Raw genomic sequence first — 16,896 nt, forward strand, 5'->3', positions numbered from 1 at the left:
TCAGGCGGCGAGTTCGCCGGCCTGGAGCTGCCAGAGGGATGCGTAGAGTCCGTGCTGGGCGAGGAGTTCGTCGTGGGTGCCCTGTTCGGCGATGACGCCGCCCTTGTCCATGACGTAGATCCGGTCGGCGTGGCGGACCGTGGAGAGCCGGTGGGCGATGATGACCATCGTCCGGTCGGCGGCGAACCCTCGGAGCGTGCGCTGGATGGCGGCTTCGGTCTCGTTGTCCACGGCGGAGGTGGCCTCGTCGAGGATGACGACCGGCGCATCCTTGAGGATCGCCCGGGCCAGGGCGATCCTCTGTCGCTGGCCGCCCGAGAGGGCGGCGCCGCGCTCGCCGATCAGCGTGTCGTAGCCGTCCGGCAGGGTCGCGATGAAGGAGTGCGCCTCGGCCATCGTGGCCGCCTCGACCACGGCCTGGTCCGAGGCCGCGAAGCTGCCGTAGCGGATGTTGTCGGCGATGCTGCCGTCGAAGAGGAACGGGTCCTGGGCGACGAAGCCGATCGCCTCCCGCAGGTCGTGCCGCCGCAGGTCCCGGACGTCCCGGCCGTCGAGCAGCACGGCGCCGGACTCCGCGTCCTGGAAGCGCATCAGCAGCTTGGCGATCGTCGTCTTGCCGGAGCCGGTGGCGCCGACGAGGGCGGTGGTCCGCCCGGCGGGGATGGTCAGCGAGAGGTCGTCCAGCGCCGGCGGCCGACCGGGGTAGGCGAAGGTGACGTCGTCGAGGACGATCTCACCCAGCACCTTGTCGGCGTCCAGCGGCTCGCCGGTGCCTTCGGTCTCCACGGGCAGTGCGCGGAGCCGCTGTACCCGGTCGTAGGCGGCCAGCGTCCGCTGGTACTGGTCGACGATGCCGCCGAGCCGGTTCATCCGCACCAGCACCATCTGGGGCAGCCCGATGAGCGGGCTGAACACCTCGAACCGGAGGCGGCCGTTGAGCACCGCCTGGCCGCCGGCCAGCAGGGTGCCGGCCATCGAGGCGATCGTGCAGGCCCGAACGGTCTCGGCGTGGCGGATCGTGTTCCGATCGGTCTGCCGGTTGCTCTCCAGGGCCGCCTCGCTCAAGTGGTCGATGCGTTCGGCCTCGTAGTCCTCGGTGCAGAAACTCTTGACGGTGGCTCCGGCCTCCAGCGTGTTGACCAGTTGGCTGTGCAGCCTGGCCCGGCGCTCGCCGGAGACGGCGTAGTCGGCCGCGACCTTCTCCTGGTAGCGCAGTGACAGCCAGGCGATGACCGGGATGGGCAGGAACGCGACCCAGGCGATCTGCGGTGCCAGCAGCAGGAACGCCGGCACCAGGATCGCCAGGCTGGTGCCCAGTTGCAACACCTCGTTGGCCGAGGTGGCGAAGAAGGTGCCCAGCTGGCCGACGTCGTCGGTGAGCGCGCCGGCCACCCGGGTGGTGCGCTCGCCCTCCAGGTGTCGCAGTTCGAGGTGCTGCACGTGCGCGTAGGTGCGGCCGCGCCAGTCGTGCTCGATGTCCTGGCCGAGTCGGCGCCACTGGAGGTTCGAGGTGTACGACAGGCCCGCCACGGCGGCACAGGCGGCGGCCACCAGCCCGGCCAGGCCCCAGAGTTGGGCGGACGCGGTGGTCAGGCCGAGGCTGACCAGCGGTGAGGCCTCCCCCTTGATGAGGACCAGTGCCGTCCAGCCGAGGAAGGTGCCGAGCGCCATCTCCGAGATCTGGCAGGCGACCGAAAGCGCGGCGGCGCGGTAGAGGCGCTTGCGGTGCGGGCCGACGATCTCCAGCAGGGGGTGTCGATAGGCTCCGGCTTCGGCCCCGGAGAGGTCCCGGGTGGTGTCGACCGCTCCGTGCCAGGCCTTCCGGAGCACGGCCGCGGTCGCGGCCGCCACCCCGCCGAGGGCCACCAGCTGCCTGCTCAGCGCCGACCCGCGGATCAGCGCGATGCCGGCCGCCACCCCGCCGCCGACGGCGAGGACGGGGCGCACGACGAGGCCGCGGTCCGCACGCGGGGCCGGTTCGGCGGCGGGCCGGGCCGGCGCGGGCCGTCCCGCGCCGGTCGGCCCCTCCGCGACCAGGGCGACCGCTCTGCGGACGATCCGGCCGACGTCCGCGGCGCGCACCCGCGCGTCATGCCGGACGAGGACCCCGCCGGTGATCGGACTGGCCTGTGCCTCGGTGATCCCGGGGACGTGGCGAAGAGTCGCGGCGAGGAGTTCGGCCGCCCGGGGCCGTCCGAGTACCAGCTTGGCGTCCCAGCGCTGGCGGCCAGGAATGACCGAGCGCGGGCTCACGTCCAAATCCACGGTGCGATATCCGGCTGCGGCACCCAGCAGAGACGGCATGTGTACGATCACCTGTTTGCGGAGGTCGCGGATTGGTCCGTCAGTGGGCGCGGCGGAATTCCTGCGCACGGCGGATTACTGCGACGGAGTGGAAAGTCTGGAGGAGGGAGTGGTGCGGCCGAAAGGCCCGCAACGGACCCGCCGCGTGGACACGCCTTCCGAGGTCGGTCGGAGGACGCGCCCAAGCGGCGGGCGGAGCCGTGAATCAGGGCGTCAGTGCGCCTTGCCGGCGCCGACCCCGGCGCCGGCGCCGGCGGTCGCGCGGATCTTCGGGGCCCTCGCCTCGGCCTCGGCCCGCTCGGCGGCCTCGTCCTTCCCACCGTGCGGGGCGGTGCCGCCGCTCGGAGCGACGGCCCCTGCGGGCCAGCGAGCGTCACCGGGGGCGGCCTGCGCCGCCACCATGTCGGCGGCCACCTCGGCCGCGAGGTCGTGGATGTTCTCCCCGGCCTCATGGGCCGCCTTCTTCACCTCCATGGCGATACCGACGGACGTCTTGACGACGCCGCGCACCAGCGGCTTGAGGAGACGCTTGGCGAGTGGCGCGACGATGAGACCGACCAGGAACGGCGGAACTACGGGCGGCATGATGCTCCAACCTCTCTACGCAGACGGATGACAGGGCCCCGGGTACTGCGAAATCCGGAGTACGCACAGCCGAGCGGACGGAAGCACCCGTTTCCGGAATTTTCGACTCCCCTGCCGGTTTCCCTGCTGGGTCGAATTCTTCGTCGATGGGGTCACGCCGCCCGCTCCTCCGCCACCGTAGACCAGTCATGTCCATCGAGGCCAAACAGTCCCGGCGGGTTTCACCCATGCGAGTGCTATCCACATTCTCGGCCGCCACGAATTACCCTGTGAACCCACCACGGGAAACGCTTGTCCTATTTACACATCACTGCTCAATGCTCAGTTCACGCGCCACCCGCCGCCACAGGGCGGGGAACGGCAGCGCACCGCCGCCCAGCACCGCCTCATGGAAGGCCCGCACCTCGAACCCGGCGCCCAGGTCGGCCTCCGCCCGGGCCCGCAACCGGCCGAACTCCAGGAAACCCGCACGGTAGGAGAGCGCCTGCCCCGGCAGGTCGGTGGCATAGCGCAGCAGGTCCGAGGCGATCTGGCCGTCTGCCTCGGTGGTGTTGGCGCGCATGAAGTCCCGGGCCTGCGCGAGGCTCATCGTCCCGAGGTTCAGCCCGGTGTCGACCACGAGCCGCTGCGCGGTGAACCGCTCCTGAGCGAGGCGCCCGTAGGCGTCCCACGGGTCCTCGTAGAGGCCCGCCTCCCAGCCGAGGCCGGCCGCGTACTCGGCCCAGCCCTCGTTGAACGCGCCGAACTCGGCCACCTCGCGGCGCAGTTGCGGAAGCTCCCGGTTCTCCGCCTGTCGGGCGAGGTGGAAATGGTGCCCCGGCGCCAGCTCGTGGTAGATCAGGGAAGCCGAGCCCAGGAGCGAGCGCCGGTCCAGGTCCGAGCCGTTGTAGCGGTAGCGCCCGACCGGGCTGGCCGGGGTCGGCAGCTCGTAGTACCCGAAGGTCATCCCCGCCTCCAGCGCCGGATCCAGCCGCGCCAGCCCGTACGGCGCCGCCGGCAGCACGGCGAACCACTGCGGCAGCCGCAGGGCGAGCCGGTCGAGGTGGCCGCGGTAGCGCGCCTCGACCTCCTCGGGCGTCCGGGCGTACAGCCGGGGCTCGGTCCGCAGCCGGTCGTGGAACTCGCTCTCGGCGCCCGAGAATCCCAGGACGGTCCGGGACTCCCGCATCCGCTCGGCCAGTTCGAGACACTGCTCGCGGCCGAGCCGGTGGAGTCGTTCGGGCGACACCTCGCCCCCGGTGTGGGCCCGGACGAACTCCCGGTACGCCTCCTCCCCGCCCTCGTACTGCGCCCAGCCGACAGTCTGCGGCGCCGCAGACAGATAGGCCGGATCGTCGAGCACGGCGAGCAGGCGGTCGAAGGCCGGTTCCAGCTCGTCCGCCACCAACCGCTCGACACCGTCGCGGAGTTCACCTTGGCCGCCCCGGCCGAGTCCGCCGAGCCGGTCATCCGCCGGCTCCACCCGTCGGGCCACCGACGCCCGCAGACCGGCGGCGGTGGCGCGCGCGCCGGCGAGGGCCGGGGCAGGGATCCGGAAGCCGCGGGCGGCCTGTGCCGCCGCCTTGTCGGCGATCGACCCGACCGCCCGGGCCAGCTCGCGCAGCAGCGTCAAGTACCGCTCGGCATCCGGTGGTTCGGCGAAGCCGAAGGGGCGCAGCAACGCGTCCACGTACTGCGACAGCGGGAACAGCCGGTACGGCGTGGCCGCGGGCGTGAGCCAGTAGCAGCGACCGTTCCGCAGCTCCTGCTCGGCCAGCCCGGCGAGGAACGCGACGGTGTCGGCGTCCGCACCGGACAGCTCTGCGCCGTCGAGGGCCCGGACCTGCCCCAGCACACCCTCCGCGAACGCCGCCCGTTCCTCGGCCTCGGCGAGCGACGCCCCCGGCAGAGTCTCGACCGGGAGGCCTTGGCGCACTCTCAGCAGTGGGTCGCGCTCCAGCAGGAACTCCCAGTAGCGGTCCGCCAGACGGCCGATCTCCCGGCCCGGTTCGTTCGTCCTCATGCGGTTCATAGTGACGACGCGGGGCCGCCCGGTCACCCGGTTCACGGCACCCGGGCGGGGGCACCCCCCGAAAGGGTGAATCGCATCAGGCCCGCCCTGACGCGTTCGCGACTCCCGACCAAGGCAGAAGGCGACTCCATTCATTCGAACATGCTTGTCATGCATATAAGTTGACTCGTCATCAGCCAATCCCGATGAAACCATGGCGCCATGTCGCGTCGTACCCTGCCGGTCCCCCTGGCGGCCGCCGTCACCGCCACGGCCGTCACCTTGACCGGCTGCGGGGGCACCGCCCGCTCCTCGACAACCACACCTCTCGTCGACCACGGGACCGTCCGGATCGCCGGGTCCAGCGAGACGCCGAGCTTCAACCCGTACTCGGCCTTCGGTGCCTCCCAGGCCCGTTTCGGCTACGACTCGCTGGTCAACGTCACCCCCGACGGCGCGGTGGTTTCCGGCCTGGCCTCGTCCTGGCAGGCCACCACCACCACGGCCACCTTCACCCTCCGCCCGGGGATCACCTGCTCCGACGGCACCCCCCTCACCGCCTCCGCGGTGGCCCGGGCACTGGCCTACGCGGGTGACCCTGCCAACCAGCTGGCCGGCGCCCAGACCGTGCTGCCGAACGTCCCGTTCACCGCGAGCGCCGACGACCGGGCCGGCACGGTGTCGGCCACCACCGCCGCCCCCTTCCCGTTCCTCACCCGCACCCTCGGCCTGCTGCCGATCGTCTGCCCCGCCGGCCTCGACCGGCCCCAGTCACTGGACCGCGCCACCCAGGGCACCGGCCCGTACGTGCTCACCCGTTACACCCCCGGCGGACCCTACGAGTTCACCGTCCGCGAGGGCTACCACTGGGGCCCGGCCGGAGCGGACACCGCCCAGCCCGGCCTGCCGGCCCGGATCGTCCTCTCGGTGGTACCCCAGGCCTCCACCGCCGCGAACCTGCTGCTCACCGGGGGCATCGACATCGCGAGCGTCAACGGCCCCGACCGTGCCCGGCTCACCGGCCACGGCCTGGCCGCCGCCGACGTGGCGACCGTGGTCGGGCTGACCTTCTTCAACCAGCGTCCCGGCCGCCCACTGGCCGATCCGGCGCTGCGCCGCGCCCTGGTCTCCGCGCTCGACCGCCAAGGGCTCGCCAACGTCGCCGTCGGCGGCACCGGCCGGCCCGCCACCGACTTCGGCGCCCCAGGCGCCGTCTGCCACGCCGACCTCGCCGACGCCAACCTGCCGGCGCAGGACGCCGTCGAGGCCCTGCGCGCGGCCGGCTGGACCCGCGTCGGCGACGGCCCGCTCACCAAGGACGGCCACCCGCTCCGGCTGCGCCTGATCACCAGCCCGGACATCGGCCCGACCCTGCCGTCCGTCGCCGAGCTGATGGCCCGCACCTGGACGGCGCTCGGCGCGGACGTCACCCAGGTCACCGAGGGCCTGCCCGCCCTCGTCAACGCGATGTACCAGACCGGCGACTTCGACATCGTGGTCGGCAGCACCCCGGGCTTCGCCCTGCCGGTCGGCTTCATCCCGTTCTTCTCCGGGCCGACACCCGCCCAGGGCCTCAACTTCGCCGGAGTCGCCAACCCCGAGTACGACGCCATGGTCGCCCAGGCCCTCCATGAAGCCGACACGACGGGCTGCGACACCTGGAACCGGGCCTCCGCCGCACTCCTGCGCTCGGCCGACGCCCTGCCGATCGCCGACGGCCGGAACACCGTGTACGGCCACCGCACCACCTTCGCCACGACCTTCGGCGGCCAGCTCGTTCCCACCAGCATCCGCCTCCACCAGTGACCGGGGCCCATCATGTCCGTACCCCAGCTGCTGCGGCACCCCTGGACGGTGTTCCTCGGCCGCCGCATCGCCCGGCTGCTCCTGTCCCTCGGGGTGGTGCTCACCGCGTCGTTCGCGATGATCCGCCTGGTCCCGGGCGATCCGGTCCGCGCCGCCCTCGGCGTCGACGCCGCGCCCCCCCTGGTGGCCGCCCGCAGACACCAACTCGGCCTCGACGCCCCCTTCCTGTCCCAGTACGGGCACTACCTGAACGGCCTGGTGCACGGCGACCTCGGGACCTCGCTGGTCACCGGGACACCGGTCGCGGAGCTGGTCCGCACCCGGCTGCCGGCCACCCTGGAGATCGCCGGCCTGGCCTTCCTGGTCACCCTCGCCGTCGCCCTGCCCTGCGGACTGCTCGCCGCCGTCGGCACGCAGGACGGCCGGCACCCGCGCAGCGAGCTGGCGTTCACGGCCGTGACCGCCGGCCTGGCCGGGGTGCCGGACTTCGTCCTGGCCGCCGGGCTGACCGCGCTGCTGGCCGTCGGCCTCCGGCTGCTCCCGGTGGCCGGCGCGGCGGGCGTCGAGTCCTTCGTGCTGCCGGTCCTCGCGCTCTCCCTCGCGCCCACGGCCGTGCTGGTGCGGATCGTCCGGGTGGAGGCGCTGAAAGTGCTGTCCGAGGACTACCTGCGCACCGCCCGGGGGAAGCGCCTGTCCCCCGCCCGCCGCTACCTGCGGCACGCGGCGCCGAACATGGCGACCGCCGCGCTCACCGTCGCCGGGAGCCTGCTGCCCGCCATGATCGCCGGCACCGTGCTGGTCGAGAAGGTGTTCGCCTGGCCCGGCATCGGTTCGGCGATGGCGCAGTCCGTGGTCACCCAGGACTACCCGGTGATCCAGGCGATGGTGCTGGTCCTGGGCACCACCGTGCTGCTCGCCGGCCTCCTGGTCGACGTGCTGCTGGCGCTGCTCGACCCCCGCTCGGCGATCCGGGAGAGCTGAGGATCCGATGCCCCTTCCCACTCGATACCCCCGCTCCCCCATGGCCTGGGTCGCGGCCGCCATGCTGGTCTCGCTGGTCGTGCTCGCGCTGGCCGCCCCGCTCCTGTGGGGCGCCGCCGCGGACCGCCCGGACCCCTCGGCCGTGCTGCAAGGTCCTTCGGCGGCGCACCCGTTCGGCACCGACAACCTCGGACGGGACGTGCTCGCCCGGGTCCTGACCGCCACCCGGCCCTCCCTGGTGCTCGCCCTGGCCGCGACCCTGCTCGGCGCGACCGGCGGCGTGCTGCTCGGCGCGTCCACCGCCGTCGTCGGCCCGCGCACCCGGCGGCCGCTCACCGCGCTGATCAACCTGCTGCTCGCCTTCCCCGCGCTGCTGGTCGCCCTCGTCCTCGCGGTGGTGTTCGGCGCGGGCGCCGGCCCGGCGATGCTCGCCCTCGCCGTCGCGGGCATCCCCGGCTTCGCCCGGCTCGCCCAGACGCTCGCCGCCGGCGTCGCGGGCACCGACCACCTGGCCGCGGCCCGGGTGCTCGGCCTGCGCCGGCACCGACTGCTGTGGCGGCACGTCCTGCCCAACATCGCCGAGCCGCTGCTGCTGAGCACCACCACGGCGGCGGGTACCTCCCTGGTCGCACTCTCCGGGCTGAGCTTCCTCGGCCTGGGCGTCCAGCCGCCCGGCTACGACTGGGGGCAGCTGCTCAACCAGGGGCTCGACCGCATCTACGCCCAGCCGCTGCCCGCCCTCGCCCCCGGCCTGGCCATCCTCTACGCGGCGGTGACCTTCCAGCTGCTCGGCGAGGTCTTGGCCGGCGGCGTCGCCCGGCGCAGCCCGGCACCCCGTACGGCCCCGCGGCCGATCGCACCGAGCGGGCCCGCCGAGGAGGGCCTGGTGCTCCAGGTCGAGGACCTCGGCGTCGAACTCCCCACCCCGGACGGGGTGATCCGGCCGGTGCGCGGGGTGCCCCTGTCGCTGCGGCCCGGCGAGATCGTCGGGCTCGTCGGCGAGTCCGGCTCCGGCAAGTCACTCACCGCGCTGGCGATCGCTGACCTGCTCCCGGAGCGGGCCCGGGTGTCCCGGCGGACCCTGCGGCTGCTCGGTGCCGACCTCGCCACCATGACGCCCAAGGAGCGCGACCACCACCTCGCCACCGGCCTGGCGGTGATCTTCCAGAACCCGGCCTCGGCCCTCAACCCGGCGCTGCGGGTCTCCACCCAGCTCACCGAGACCGTCCGGGCCCATCGCGGCGCGAGCCGCGCCCAGGCAACCACGGAGGCCGCCGACGCGCTGCGCCGGGTCGGCCTCCCGCCGGCGACGCTGCGCGTACGCCCCCACCAGCTCTCCGGCGGCCAGCGCCAACGCGTGATGATCGCGGCCGCGCTGATGGTGCGACCGGGCCTGATCATCGCCGACGAGCCGACCACCGCGCTGGACGTCACCGTGCAGCGGCAGATCACCGGGCTGCTGTCCGAGATCCGCCGGGACACCCGCGCCGCCATCCTGTTCATCAGCCACGACGTCGCGCTGGTCGGCGAGTTCTGCGACCGCGTGCTGGTGATGTACGCGGGGACGATCGTCGAGGCGCTGCCCGCCGGCCGGCTCGCCACCGGCACCCGGCACCCCTACACCCGGGCCCTGGTCGACTCGGTGCCCGACCTCCCCGCGGACCGCGACCGGCCGCTGCCCACGGTGGAGGGCGCGCCGCCCGACCCGCTCGTGCCCGCCCCGGGCTGCCCGTTCGAGCCGCGCTGCCCGCGACGCCGGGCCCACTGCGCCGAGCAGGCCCCGCCGTTGGAGGAGCTCGACCCGGTCCACCGGGTCGCGTGCTGGTACCCGGTACCGGTGGAGGCGGAGGTGACCGCGTCATGACCACCCTTCAGGTCTCCGACCTCACCGTCCGCCACCACGGCCCGCGCGGCCCCGTCATCGCCGTGGACGGCGTCTCGCTGCAGATCCCGTCCGGCACCACGCTCGGGCTCGTCGGCGAGTCCGGCTCCGGCAAGTCGAGCCTGGCCCGGGCGATCGTCGGCCTCGACCCCGTGCACGGGGGCAAGGTCCTGCTCGACGGCCGGGAGCTCCGGGTCCGCACCGTCCGCGACCGGCGCCGGCTCGGCCGCCTGGTCCAGGTCGTCCTCCAGGACCCGGACACCGCGCTCGACCCCCGGATGACGGTCCGCCAGACGCTCGTCGAGGCGGCCACCGCGTTCCACCGGCTCGACCGGCGGGTCCGGCCCGAACGCGTCGCCGCCCTGCTCGAACTCGTCGGCCTGGATCCCCGGCTCGCCGACCGCCTGCCACGGCAACTGTCCGGCGGCCAGCGGCAACGGGTCGCCGTCGCCCGCGCCCTGGCCGTCGAACCCGGCCTGCTGATCGCCGACGAGATCACCTCGGCACTCGACGTCTCGGTACAGGCCTCCGTCCTCAACACGATCCGCGAACTCCAGCGGCGGCTCGGCCTGTCCATGCTGTTCATCGGCCACAACCTCCCCGCGGTCTGCTACGTCTCCGACACGGTGGCGGTCATGCGGCAGGGCCGGATCGTCGAGACCGCCGCCACCGGGGCCCTGCTGCGCACCCCGCAGCACCCGTACACCCGAACGCTGCTCGCCTCCGTGCCGAGCCTGCGCACACCGCCGACCGAGGAGGAGCCGTCGTGACCGTCGGGCAACCGGACGCCGTGGTGGTCGGGGCCGGGGTGATCGGCGCCGCCGTCGCCCTCGAACTCGCCCGTACCGGGCGGCAGGTGGTCGTGGTGGACAAGGCGGGCGCCGCCGGCCACGGCTCCACCAGCGCCTCCAGCGCGATCATCCGGTTCACCTACTCCACTTTCGACGGCGTCGCCACCGCCTGGGAGGCCCAACACCTCTGGACCTGCTGGCCCGACCACCTCCGGCTCACCGGCCACCGCCCGCTCGCCGCCTTCCACCGCACCGGCGCCGTACAGCTCGACGCCCCCGGCAGCGCGCCGTCGGGCGCCACCGCCCTGTTCGACCGCGCCGGCGTCCCGTACGAACGGTGGGACACCCCGACGCTGCGCGGGCGCCTTCCCGGGATCGACCCTGGGCGGTACTGGCCGCCGAAGCCGGTGGACGACGACGCCTTCTTCGCCGCCCCCACCGGCGAGCTCGGCGCGCTGTTCACCCCGGACGCCGGGTTCGTCGACGATCCGCAGCTCGCCGCCCAGAACCTCGCGGACGCGGCGGGCGAACTGGGCACGCGCTTCCTGTTCCACCACACCGTGGTGGCCGTCGACCGGCACGCGGACCGGGTGACGGGCATCCGCCTCGGCGACGGGACGCGGATCGCCGCGCCGGTCGTCGTCAACGCGGCCGGCCCGTGGTCGGGCGGCCTCAACCGACTGGCGGGCGTCGGGAGCGACTTCACCATCGGCGTGCGCCCGCTGCGCGAGGAGGTCCACCAGGTCGCCGCACCGGGCGGGCACGCCACCGGCCCCGGCCCCGTCGTCGCCGACCTCGACCTCGGCACCTACCTGCGCGCGGCACCCGGCGGGCACCTCCTGATCGGCGGCACCGAGCCGGACTGCGACCCGCCCGAGTGGATCGACGACCCGGACCTGGCCGACCCCCGCCCGACCGCCCACCGCTTCCGCACCCAGGTGACCAGGGCCGCGCGCCGCTTCCCGGCGATCGGCGTCCCCAACCGGCCGCTCGGGGTCGCGGGCGTGTACGACGTCGCCGACGACTGGACGCCGATCTACGACCGCACCGCCCTCGACGGCTACTACGTGGCCATGGGCACCAGCGGCAACCAGTTCAAGAACGCCCCACTGGTGGGCCGCTACCTCGCTACCCTGATCGACCTGGTCGAGGCCGGCCACGACCACGACGGCGACCCGGTCCGCTACCGCTGCGAGCACACCGGCAACGTCGTGGACCTGGGCTCGTTCTCGCGCCGACGCCCCGTACGGGCCGACTCCGCGCGGTCGGTCATGGGCTGATCAACGGACGGCCATGGGGTGCCGTCCGCCGATCGGCGGACGGTCACGAGCTGGTCACCCGCAGCTCCCGAACCAGGTCCCCGACCACACCGACCACGAACTCCGGCACCTCGTGCGGGAAGTCGTGACCGGTCCCCTCCGGCGTGTACACCAACCGGGACGCCGACGACGCCGCCAGGTACCGGACCCGGCTGCGGAGGTAGAAGCGGCTGATCCGCTCGGCCTCAACTGCGTCCCGGGCGCCGGCCAGCACCGCCTCACCGCCGTTGAGATCCCGCGGTATCACCAGGACGAGCGGCAGGTCCGCGAGATCCCCGTCGTACACCACGGTCTCCCAGCCCACACCGGCCAGGCCGGACGGCGAGAGCTCGCTGAAGATCGACGCGGCGGCGCAGTCCTGCCCGGTCCGGCCGCCCCGGCCACGGTGTGCACCGAAGAGATGCCGCACCGCAGCCAGCAGTAACCGCCGCCGCATCCCCGCGACCAGCCCGTTGGATGGCGCGAAGGCGATGACCTCCAGCGGCGTCGGGTCCAGCAGCACCAGCCCGGCCGTCAGATCCGGCCGCCGCCGGGCCGCGTTCGCGACCAGCAGCCCGCCGAAGGAGTGGCCGACGAACACGAACGGGGGCCGCTCGCCCGCCGCCTCCAGCGCCGTCAGCAGCTCCTCCGCCTCGACGGCCGTCGTCCGGGGGAAGGGCCCGGTATCGCTCCAGCCCGTGCCGAACCGGTCGACCAGCACCGAGCGGGTCCGGGCCGCCAGCATCGTGTGCAGCTCTCCGAACTCCTCACCGGGCACGTGTCCCCCCGGCATCCACACGACCGTCGGCCCGCCCGCCCGCTCCCCCTCACCCAGGACGTGCATCCGGTGGCCGCCCACGTCGACCAGTGACCCCGGCGCCGGCCGCGCCCCCGTCTCCCGGGCCACCAGCACCAGGTGCCGCACGGCCCCGACCAGCAGCGCCGCACCGACGGCCACGGCCACAGCACCGAGCGCCACCGCCCAGGTCGTGCCGAGCGCGACGAGGCAGCCGCCCACACCCGCCGTCACCAGCGCGACCGGCACCCCCGTCCAGTCCCGGCTCAGTAACGCGAGCAGGGAGTTCGCCACCCGTCCGTCCCGGCGCATCGTGTCCTCCGCGACAGCAGCATCCGACAGCTGACCCCTTTCCGTCTTCTTCCCCGTCTGCCCGCGCCCTCACCCCACCAGCACTCAAAAACGTACCGCGTACGCCCAAGGACCCTGGGTCATCGCCCGCCCGGCCCGACTCGGCCCGGCGGGACGGACGACCCCGGGGCCGACGCCGTCGAAGTCCGCCTCCTTCCAAGCCCTTTGAGGACCCTGGAGGTCTCCGTGATCGACCTGGGCGGGGCGGCGAGCCCCGGTGGGCGGCGAGCCGGTCAGGACTGGCGCAGGGCTTCGCTGAGGCGGTTGGCCGCCTCGACGACGGCCTGGAAGTAGTGCGGGCCGGGGTGGCGGGTGAGGCGTTCGAGCGGGCCGGAGACGGAGACGGCGGCCACCACCCGGTTGGACGGGCCTCGGACGGGCGCGGAGACGGAGGCGACCCCGGGCTCGCGTTCGCCGATCGATTGCGCCCAGCCGCGGCGCCGGACCCCGCTGAGGGCGGTGGCGGTGAAGCGGGCGCCCTGGAGGCCCCGGTGGAGCCGCTCGGGCTCCTCCCAGGCGAGCAGGATCTGCGCACCGGAGCCCGCCTTCATCGGGAGGGTGACGCCGACTGGGACGGTGTCGCGCAGGCCGGAGAGCCGCTCGGCGGCGGCCACGCAGATGCGGACCTCGCCCTGGCGGCGGTAGAGCTGGGCGCTCTCGCCGGTGACGTCGCGCAGGTGGGTGAGCACCGAGCCGGCGGCGGCCAGCAGCCGGTCCTCACCGGCCGCCGCCGAGAGCTCGGCGAGCCGCGGGCCGAGGACGAACCGGCCCTGCATGTCCCTGCCGACCAGCCGGTGGTGTTCCAGCGCGACGGCGAGCCGGTGCGCGGTGGGCCGCGCCATGCCGGTGGCGGCGACCAGACCGGCCAGGGTGGTCGGCCCGGCCTCCAGGGTGCCGAGGATCGAGCTGACCTTGTCGAGCACGCCGACGCCGCTCGTGTTCTCCATGGATGGGTACTCCAGTCTCAAATCCCGTGAGCGGCAGGTGGGTTCGGCTCACGGGAGCTCCCCGCGGGGAGCGGGGGGTGGTCAGCGAGGACGGGCCGGAGAAGTCGGCCGATTGCCTGCGCCGGGCACGAGACGGGTACGCGAAAGGGCCGGGGCGGGAAGCGCCCGGGCGAAGGACAGCACAGAGAGCACCGTGTCTCCTCATCTTTCCCGCGCCACGTTGGCGACAGGCCGGAGTTGGCACTGATCCCGGACGGCGCGGCGCGTACTTCGAACGCCGAGTCGACCGGGGAGTTGCCGGGGCTTCGTAGGGCCGGTCCCTCCACCCCTCTGGATGATTCGCCAGGAACCATACAAGATTCCCCCGCCGACCAGCCAAACCCCCCTGCTCCGCGCCGCTGCCGCGCCCGCCGCCGATCGGGTGTGCCGCCTGGTGCCGGTCCCGTGACCGGTCGAGGATGGCGGCATGGGTGTCGACGACTCGGGTGCCGGGCTGCTGGTGACGAACGTGCGCGTGTTCGACGGGATCGGCGAGGAGGCGGTGCCGGGGCACGTCCGGATCGAGCGGGACAGGATCGCGGAGGTGGTGACGGGTCGCCCGTCCCCGCGCGGTACCCACGGGGTGAGGGTGCTCGACGGCGGGGGCGGCACGCTCATCCCGGGGCTCACCGATGCCCACGTCCACCTGTTCGCGATCGGCGGCACCATGGCGGACCTGCAGCTCGCACCGACCGGCACCGTCTACTACCAGGCCCTCGCCTCCGCCCGCGACATGCTGATGCGGGGCTTCACCACGGTGCGGGACATGGCAGGTGACACCGAGCCACTGCGGCGGGTCCTGGACCGCGGACTGTTTCCGGGCCCGCGGATCTACCCGAGCCAGGCCGCCGTCTCCCAGACCTCCGGCCACGGCGACTTCGGCTCGGTCCACGAGGTCCCGACCGTCCTGGGCGGGCCGCAGTCCCGCACCGAGCAGATCGGGTTCACCCGGGTGGCCGACGGACCGGAGCGGGTGCTCGCGGCGGTGCGCGAGCAGTTGAGGAAGGGCGCCACGCAGATCAAGGTGATGGCCGGCGGCGGGGTCGTCTCGGAGTTCGATCCGCTGGACGTACTGCAGTTCACCACGGCGGAACTGGAGGCGGCGGTCGCCGCGGCCTCCGACTGGGGCACCTACGTGACCGTGCACGTCTACACCTCGGAGGGCGTGCGCCGCGCGGTGGAGGCCGGGGTGCGCTGCATCGAGCACGGGCACCTCACCGACGAGGACACCATCCGCTACCTCGCGGAGCGGAACGTGTGGCTGAGCACCCAGCCCTTCGAGGTCGACGACCACCACTACGCCTCCGCGGACAGCGACCGCAAGAACCGCGAGGTGTGCGAGGGCGTCGCCCGCACCTTCGGCTGGGCACTCGAACACGGCGTGCGGCTGGCGTTCGGCACCGACCTGGTACTCGACCCCGCGAAGGCCCACCGGCAGTCCGAGATGCTGGTGCGGCTCGGCCGGTACCTCAGCCCGGTCGGGGCCCTGAAGATGGCCACCTCCGGGAACGCGGAGCTGTTCCGTCTGTCCGGCCGCCGCGACCCCTACCGCGCCGCGCCGCTCGGGGTCATCGCGCCGGGCGCGTGGGCCGACCTCCTGGTCGTCGACGGCGACCCGACCACGGACCTGTCCGTCCTCGCCGAGCCCGAACGCAACCTGCGACTCATCGTCAAAAACGGCGTGGTGTACAAGAACGAGCTCGGTTGACCCCGGTCCCGGGCGAGCGGCGTCCGGCCGCCGGCCCGCGGCGATGCCCCAAGACTCGGACGCCCCCAACTCCGGTACTGGATCGAAGATTTCACCCGTCCAGGGCCCGGGCACGGCGGAGCCGGACCGTGAGGGCGTCCGGGGCGATGATCGGGTCCGGGTACTCGGGGGCGAGCAGCCAGGGACGGTGGACGGCCGGTCCGGGCAAGTGGGCGAGCTCGGGCAGCCAGCGTCGTACGTAGTCCCCGTCCGGGTCGTAGCGGTCGGCCTGACGCAGCGGGTTGAGGATCCGGTTGGGCCTGGTGTCGGTGCCGGTGCCCGCGACCCACTGCCAGTTGAGCTGGTTGTTCGCGACATCGCCGTCGACCAGCAGGGACAGGAAGTGGGCGGCGCCGATCCGCCAGTCCAGGTAGAGGCTCTTGGCGAGGAAGCTCGCGGTGAGGAGACGGGCCCGGTTGTGCATCCAGCCCTCGTGGGCGAGCTGACGCATCCCGGCGTCGACGATCGGGTAGCCGGTGCGGCCCTGCCGCCAGGCTTCGGCCTCGTCCTCGTCGTGGTGCCAGTGGTCGTCCCTGCTGCGGTAGTCGTCGTGCGCGGCGTCGGGGCGGGCGGCGAGGACCTGGTGGTGGAAGTCGCGCCAGGCGAGCTGCCGGACGAAGGCCTGCGCACCGTCGCCGCCGCGCTGGCAGGCGCGGGCGGTCAGCTCCGTGGGCGACAGGCAGCCGAAGTGCAGGTACGGGGAGAGCCGGGAGGTCGAGTCGGCCGCGAGGTCGTCGTGCACCTCGGCGTACGCGTCGACGTCCCAGCGCCGCCACCGTGCCCGGGCCGCGGTCTCGCCGCCGGGGGGAAGGCCTGGGGAGAGGGGGCCGCCGACGACCAGGTTCTCGCTGCCGATGCCGCCCGGTGTGCGGATGGCCCGGGGCGCGGCCAGCACCGTGCGGTGGGGGGCCTGCTGCCAGGCGCGGTGGTAGGGGGTGAAGATCGCGTAGTGGTCGCGGCCGGCCGGGGTGATCCGGCCCGGTGGGACCACGGTCACCGAGGCGTCGTGGACGTGCAGGCGGTCACCGAAAAATGCGCGCAGCCGTGCCTCGCGCAGACGGGCGAAAGCGCTCACCCCGGCGGCGACGTGCACGGTCGCCGCGCCGGTTTCGGCGGCCACCCGGGCCGTCTGCTCGGCGGCCGCGCCGCGGCGCACGACCAGGCGCGAGCCGGTGCGGCGCAGCGAGGCGTCCAGGTCGGCGAGGCACTCGCCCAGGAAGGCCAGCCGGTTGGGGGCGGCGAAGCCGGCCGTCTCGACGGCGGGATCGAGCACGAACAGGGGCAGCACCTGGTCGGCTGCGGTGCACGCGGCGTGCAGCACGGGGTTGTCGTGCAGGCGCAGGTCCTGGGTGAACAAGGCGATCGCGACAGTCATGGGA

Annotated in this window: 12 protein-coding genes and 1 riboswitch; of the genes, 6 read left to right on the forward strand and 6 right to left on the reverse strand. The window is 73.8% G+C overall.

Annotated elements, in window-relative coordinates:
* From ACIRYZ_RS24815 to ACIRYZ_RS24825, 3 genes are all read right to left on the reverse strand, one after another.
* Positions 1–2,253, reverse strand: a complete 2,253-nt coding sequence (locus ACIRYZ_RS24815; RefSeq protein WP_402947729.1) for an ATP-binding cassette domain-containing protein — start codon at positions 2,251–2,253, stop codon at positions 1–3.
* Positions 2,254–2,517: 264 nt separating this feature from the next.
* On the reverse strand, positions 2,518–2,889 hold the full coding sequence (locus ACIRYZ_RS24820) for a DUF5132 domain-containing protein (protein WP_402947732.1): 372 nt from the start codon (positions 2,887–2,889) through the stop codon (positions 2,518–2,520).
* Positions 2,890–3,196: 307 nt separating this feature from the next.
* A complete protein-coding gene (locus ACIRYZ_RS24825; RefSeq protein WP_402947735.1) occupies positions 3,197–4,891 on the reverse strand; it encodes a DUF885 domain-containing protein in 1,695 nt (564 codons plus the stop codon).
* A gap of 210 nt (positions 4,892–5,101) precedes the next feature.
* Between ACIRYZ_RS24825 and ACIRYZ_RS24830 the strand changes: the two genes are divergently transcribed.
* The 5 genes from ACIRYZ_RS24830 to ACIRYZ_RS24850 are packed head-to-tail and all read left to right on the forward strand — an operon-like array spanning position 5,102 to position 11,619.
* Positions 5,102–6,685: an ABC transporter substrate-binding protein gene (locus ACIRYZ_RS24830; protein WP_402947737.1), complete on the forward strand. Its 1,584-nt coding sequence runs from the start codon at positions 5,102–5,104 to the stop codon at positions 6,683–6,685.
* 12 nt (positions 6,686–6,697) lie between these two features.
* Positions 6,698–7,666, forward strand: a complete 969-nt coding sequence (locus tag ACIRYZ_RS24835) for an ABC transporter permease (RefSeq protein WP_402947740.1) — start codon at positions 6,698–6,700, stop codon at positions 7,664–7,666.
* Between the two features lie 40 nt (positions 7,667–7,706).
* Positions 7,707–9,530 carry a dipeptide/oligopeptide/nickel ABC transporter permease/ATP-binding protein gene (locus tag ACIRYZ_RS24840; protein ID WP_402947742.1) on the forward strand — a complete coding sequence of 608 codons (1,824 nt, stop codon included), beginning with the start codon at positions 7,707–7,709 and terminating at the stop codon, positions 9,528–9,530.
* Positions 9,527–10,318: an ABC transporter ATP-binding protein gene (locus ACIRYZ_RS24845; protein WP_402947744.1), complete on the forward strand. Its 792-nt coding sequence runs from the start codon at positions 9,527–9,529 to the stop codon at positions 10,316–10,318. The genes ACIRYZ_RS24840 and ACIRYZ_RS24845 overlap by 4 nt, the downstream gene beginning before the upstream one ends.
* Positions 10,315–11,619 carry an NAD(P)/FAD-dependent oxidoreductase gene (locus ACIRYZ_RS24850; protein ID WP_402947746.1) on the forward strand — a complete coding sequence of 435 codons (1,305 nt, stop codon included), beginning with the start codon at positions 10,315–10,317 and terminating at the stop codon, positions 11,617–11,619. The genes ACIRYZ_RS24845 and ACIRYZ_RS24850 overlap by 4 nt, the downstream gene beginning before the upstream one ends.
* Positions 11,620–11,662: 43 nt before the next feature.
* Here ACIRYZ_RS24850 and ACIRYZ_RS24855 read toward each other — a convergent pair whose 3' ends face one another.
* Positions 11,663–12,745, reverse strand: coding sequence for an alpha/beta fold hydrolase (locus tag ACIRYZ_RS24855; protein ID WP_402947749.1), 1,083 nt, complete (start codon positions 12,743–12,745; stop codon positions 11,663–11,665).
* 272 nt (positions 12,746–13,017) lie between these two features.
* Positions 13,018–13,731 (reverse strand): IclR family transcriptional regulator, encoded by a 714-nt coding sequence (locus ACIRYZ_RS24860; protein ID WP_402947752.1) that lies wholly within the window; start codon positions 13,729–13,731, stop codon positions 13,018–13,020.
* Between the two features lie 198 nt (positions 13,732–13,929).
* Positions 13,930–14,072, reverse strand: a riboswitch (SAM riboswitch).
* 125 nt (positions 14,073–14,197) lie between these two features.
* Here ACIRYZ_RS24860 and ACIRYZ_RS24865 point away from each other — a divergent pair.
* Entirely contained in the window at positions 14,198–15,478 is a 1,281-nt protein-coding gene (locus ACIRYZ_RS24865; RefSeq protein ID WP_402947755.1) for an amidohydrolase family protein, read from the forward strand.
* A 91-nt stretch (positions 15,479–15,569) separates the two neighbouring features.
* Here ACIRYZ_RS24865 and ACIRYZ_RS24870 read toward each other — a convergent pair whose 3' ends face one another.
* A complete protein-coding gene (locus tag ACIRYZ_RS24870) occupies positions 15,570–16,892 on the reverse strand; it encodes a cryptochrome/photolyase family protein (protein ID WP_402947757.1) in 1,323 nt (440 codons plus the stop codon).
* Between the last annotated feature and the right edge of the window lie 4 nt (positions 16,893–16,896).

The organism is Kitasatospora sp. NPDC101155 (genome assembly GCF_044768305.1).
Taxonomy (GTDB): Bacteria; Actinomycetota; Actinomycetes; order Streptomycetales; family Streptomycetaceae; genus Kitasatospora.

Bases quoted from the DNA above. Each gene is read 5' to 3' on its own strand.
- ACIRYZ_RS24845 (WP_402947744.1), top strand. From the start codon at position 9,527: ATGACCACCCTTCAGGTCTCCGACCTCACCGTCCGCCACCACGGCCCG.
- ACIRYZ_RS24855 (WP_402947749.1), bottom strand. From the start codon at position 12,745: ATGCGCCGGGACGGACGGGTGGCGAACTCCCTGCTCGCGTTACTGAGC.
- ACIRYZ_RS24870 (WP_402947757.1), bottom strand. From the start codon at position 16,892: ATGACTGTCGCGATCGCCTTGTTCACCCAGGACCTGCGCCTGCACGAC.
- ACIRYZ_RS24840 (WP_402947742.1), top strand. From the start codon at position 7,707: ATGGCCTGGGTCGCGGCCGCCATGCTGGTCTCGCTGGTCGTGCTCGCG.
- ACIRYZ_RS24865 (WP_402947755.1), top strand. From the start codon at position 14,198: ATGGGTGTCGACGACTCGGGTGCCGGGCTGCTGGTGACGAACGTGCGC.
- ACIRYZ_RS24830 (WP_402947737.1), top strand. From the start codon at position 5,102: ATGTCGCGTCGTACCCTGCCGGTCCCCCTGGCGGCCGCCGTCACCGCC.
- ACIRYZ_RS24820 (WP_402947732.1), bottom strand. From the start codon at position 2,889: ATGCCGCCCGTAGTTCCGCCGTTCCTGGTCGGTCTCATCGTCGCGCCA.
- ACIRYZ_RS24860 (WP_402947752.1), bottom strand. From the start codon at position 13,731: ATGGAGAACACGAGCGGCGTCGGCGTGCTCGACAAGGTCAGCTCGATC.
- ACIRYZ_RS24835 (WP_402947740.1), top strand. From the start codon at position 6,698: ATGTCCGTACCCCAGCTGCTGCGGCACCCCTGGACGGTGTTCCTCGGC.
- ACIRYZ_RS24825 (WP_402947735.1), bottom strand. From the start codon at position 4,891: ATGAGGACGAACGAACCGGGCCGGGAGATCGGCCGTCTGGCGGACCGC.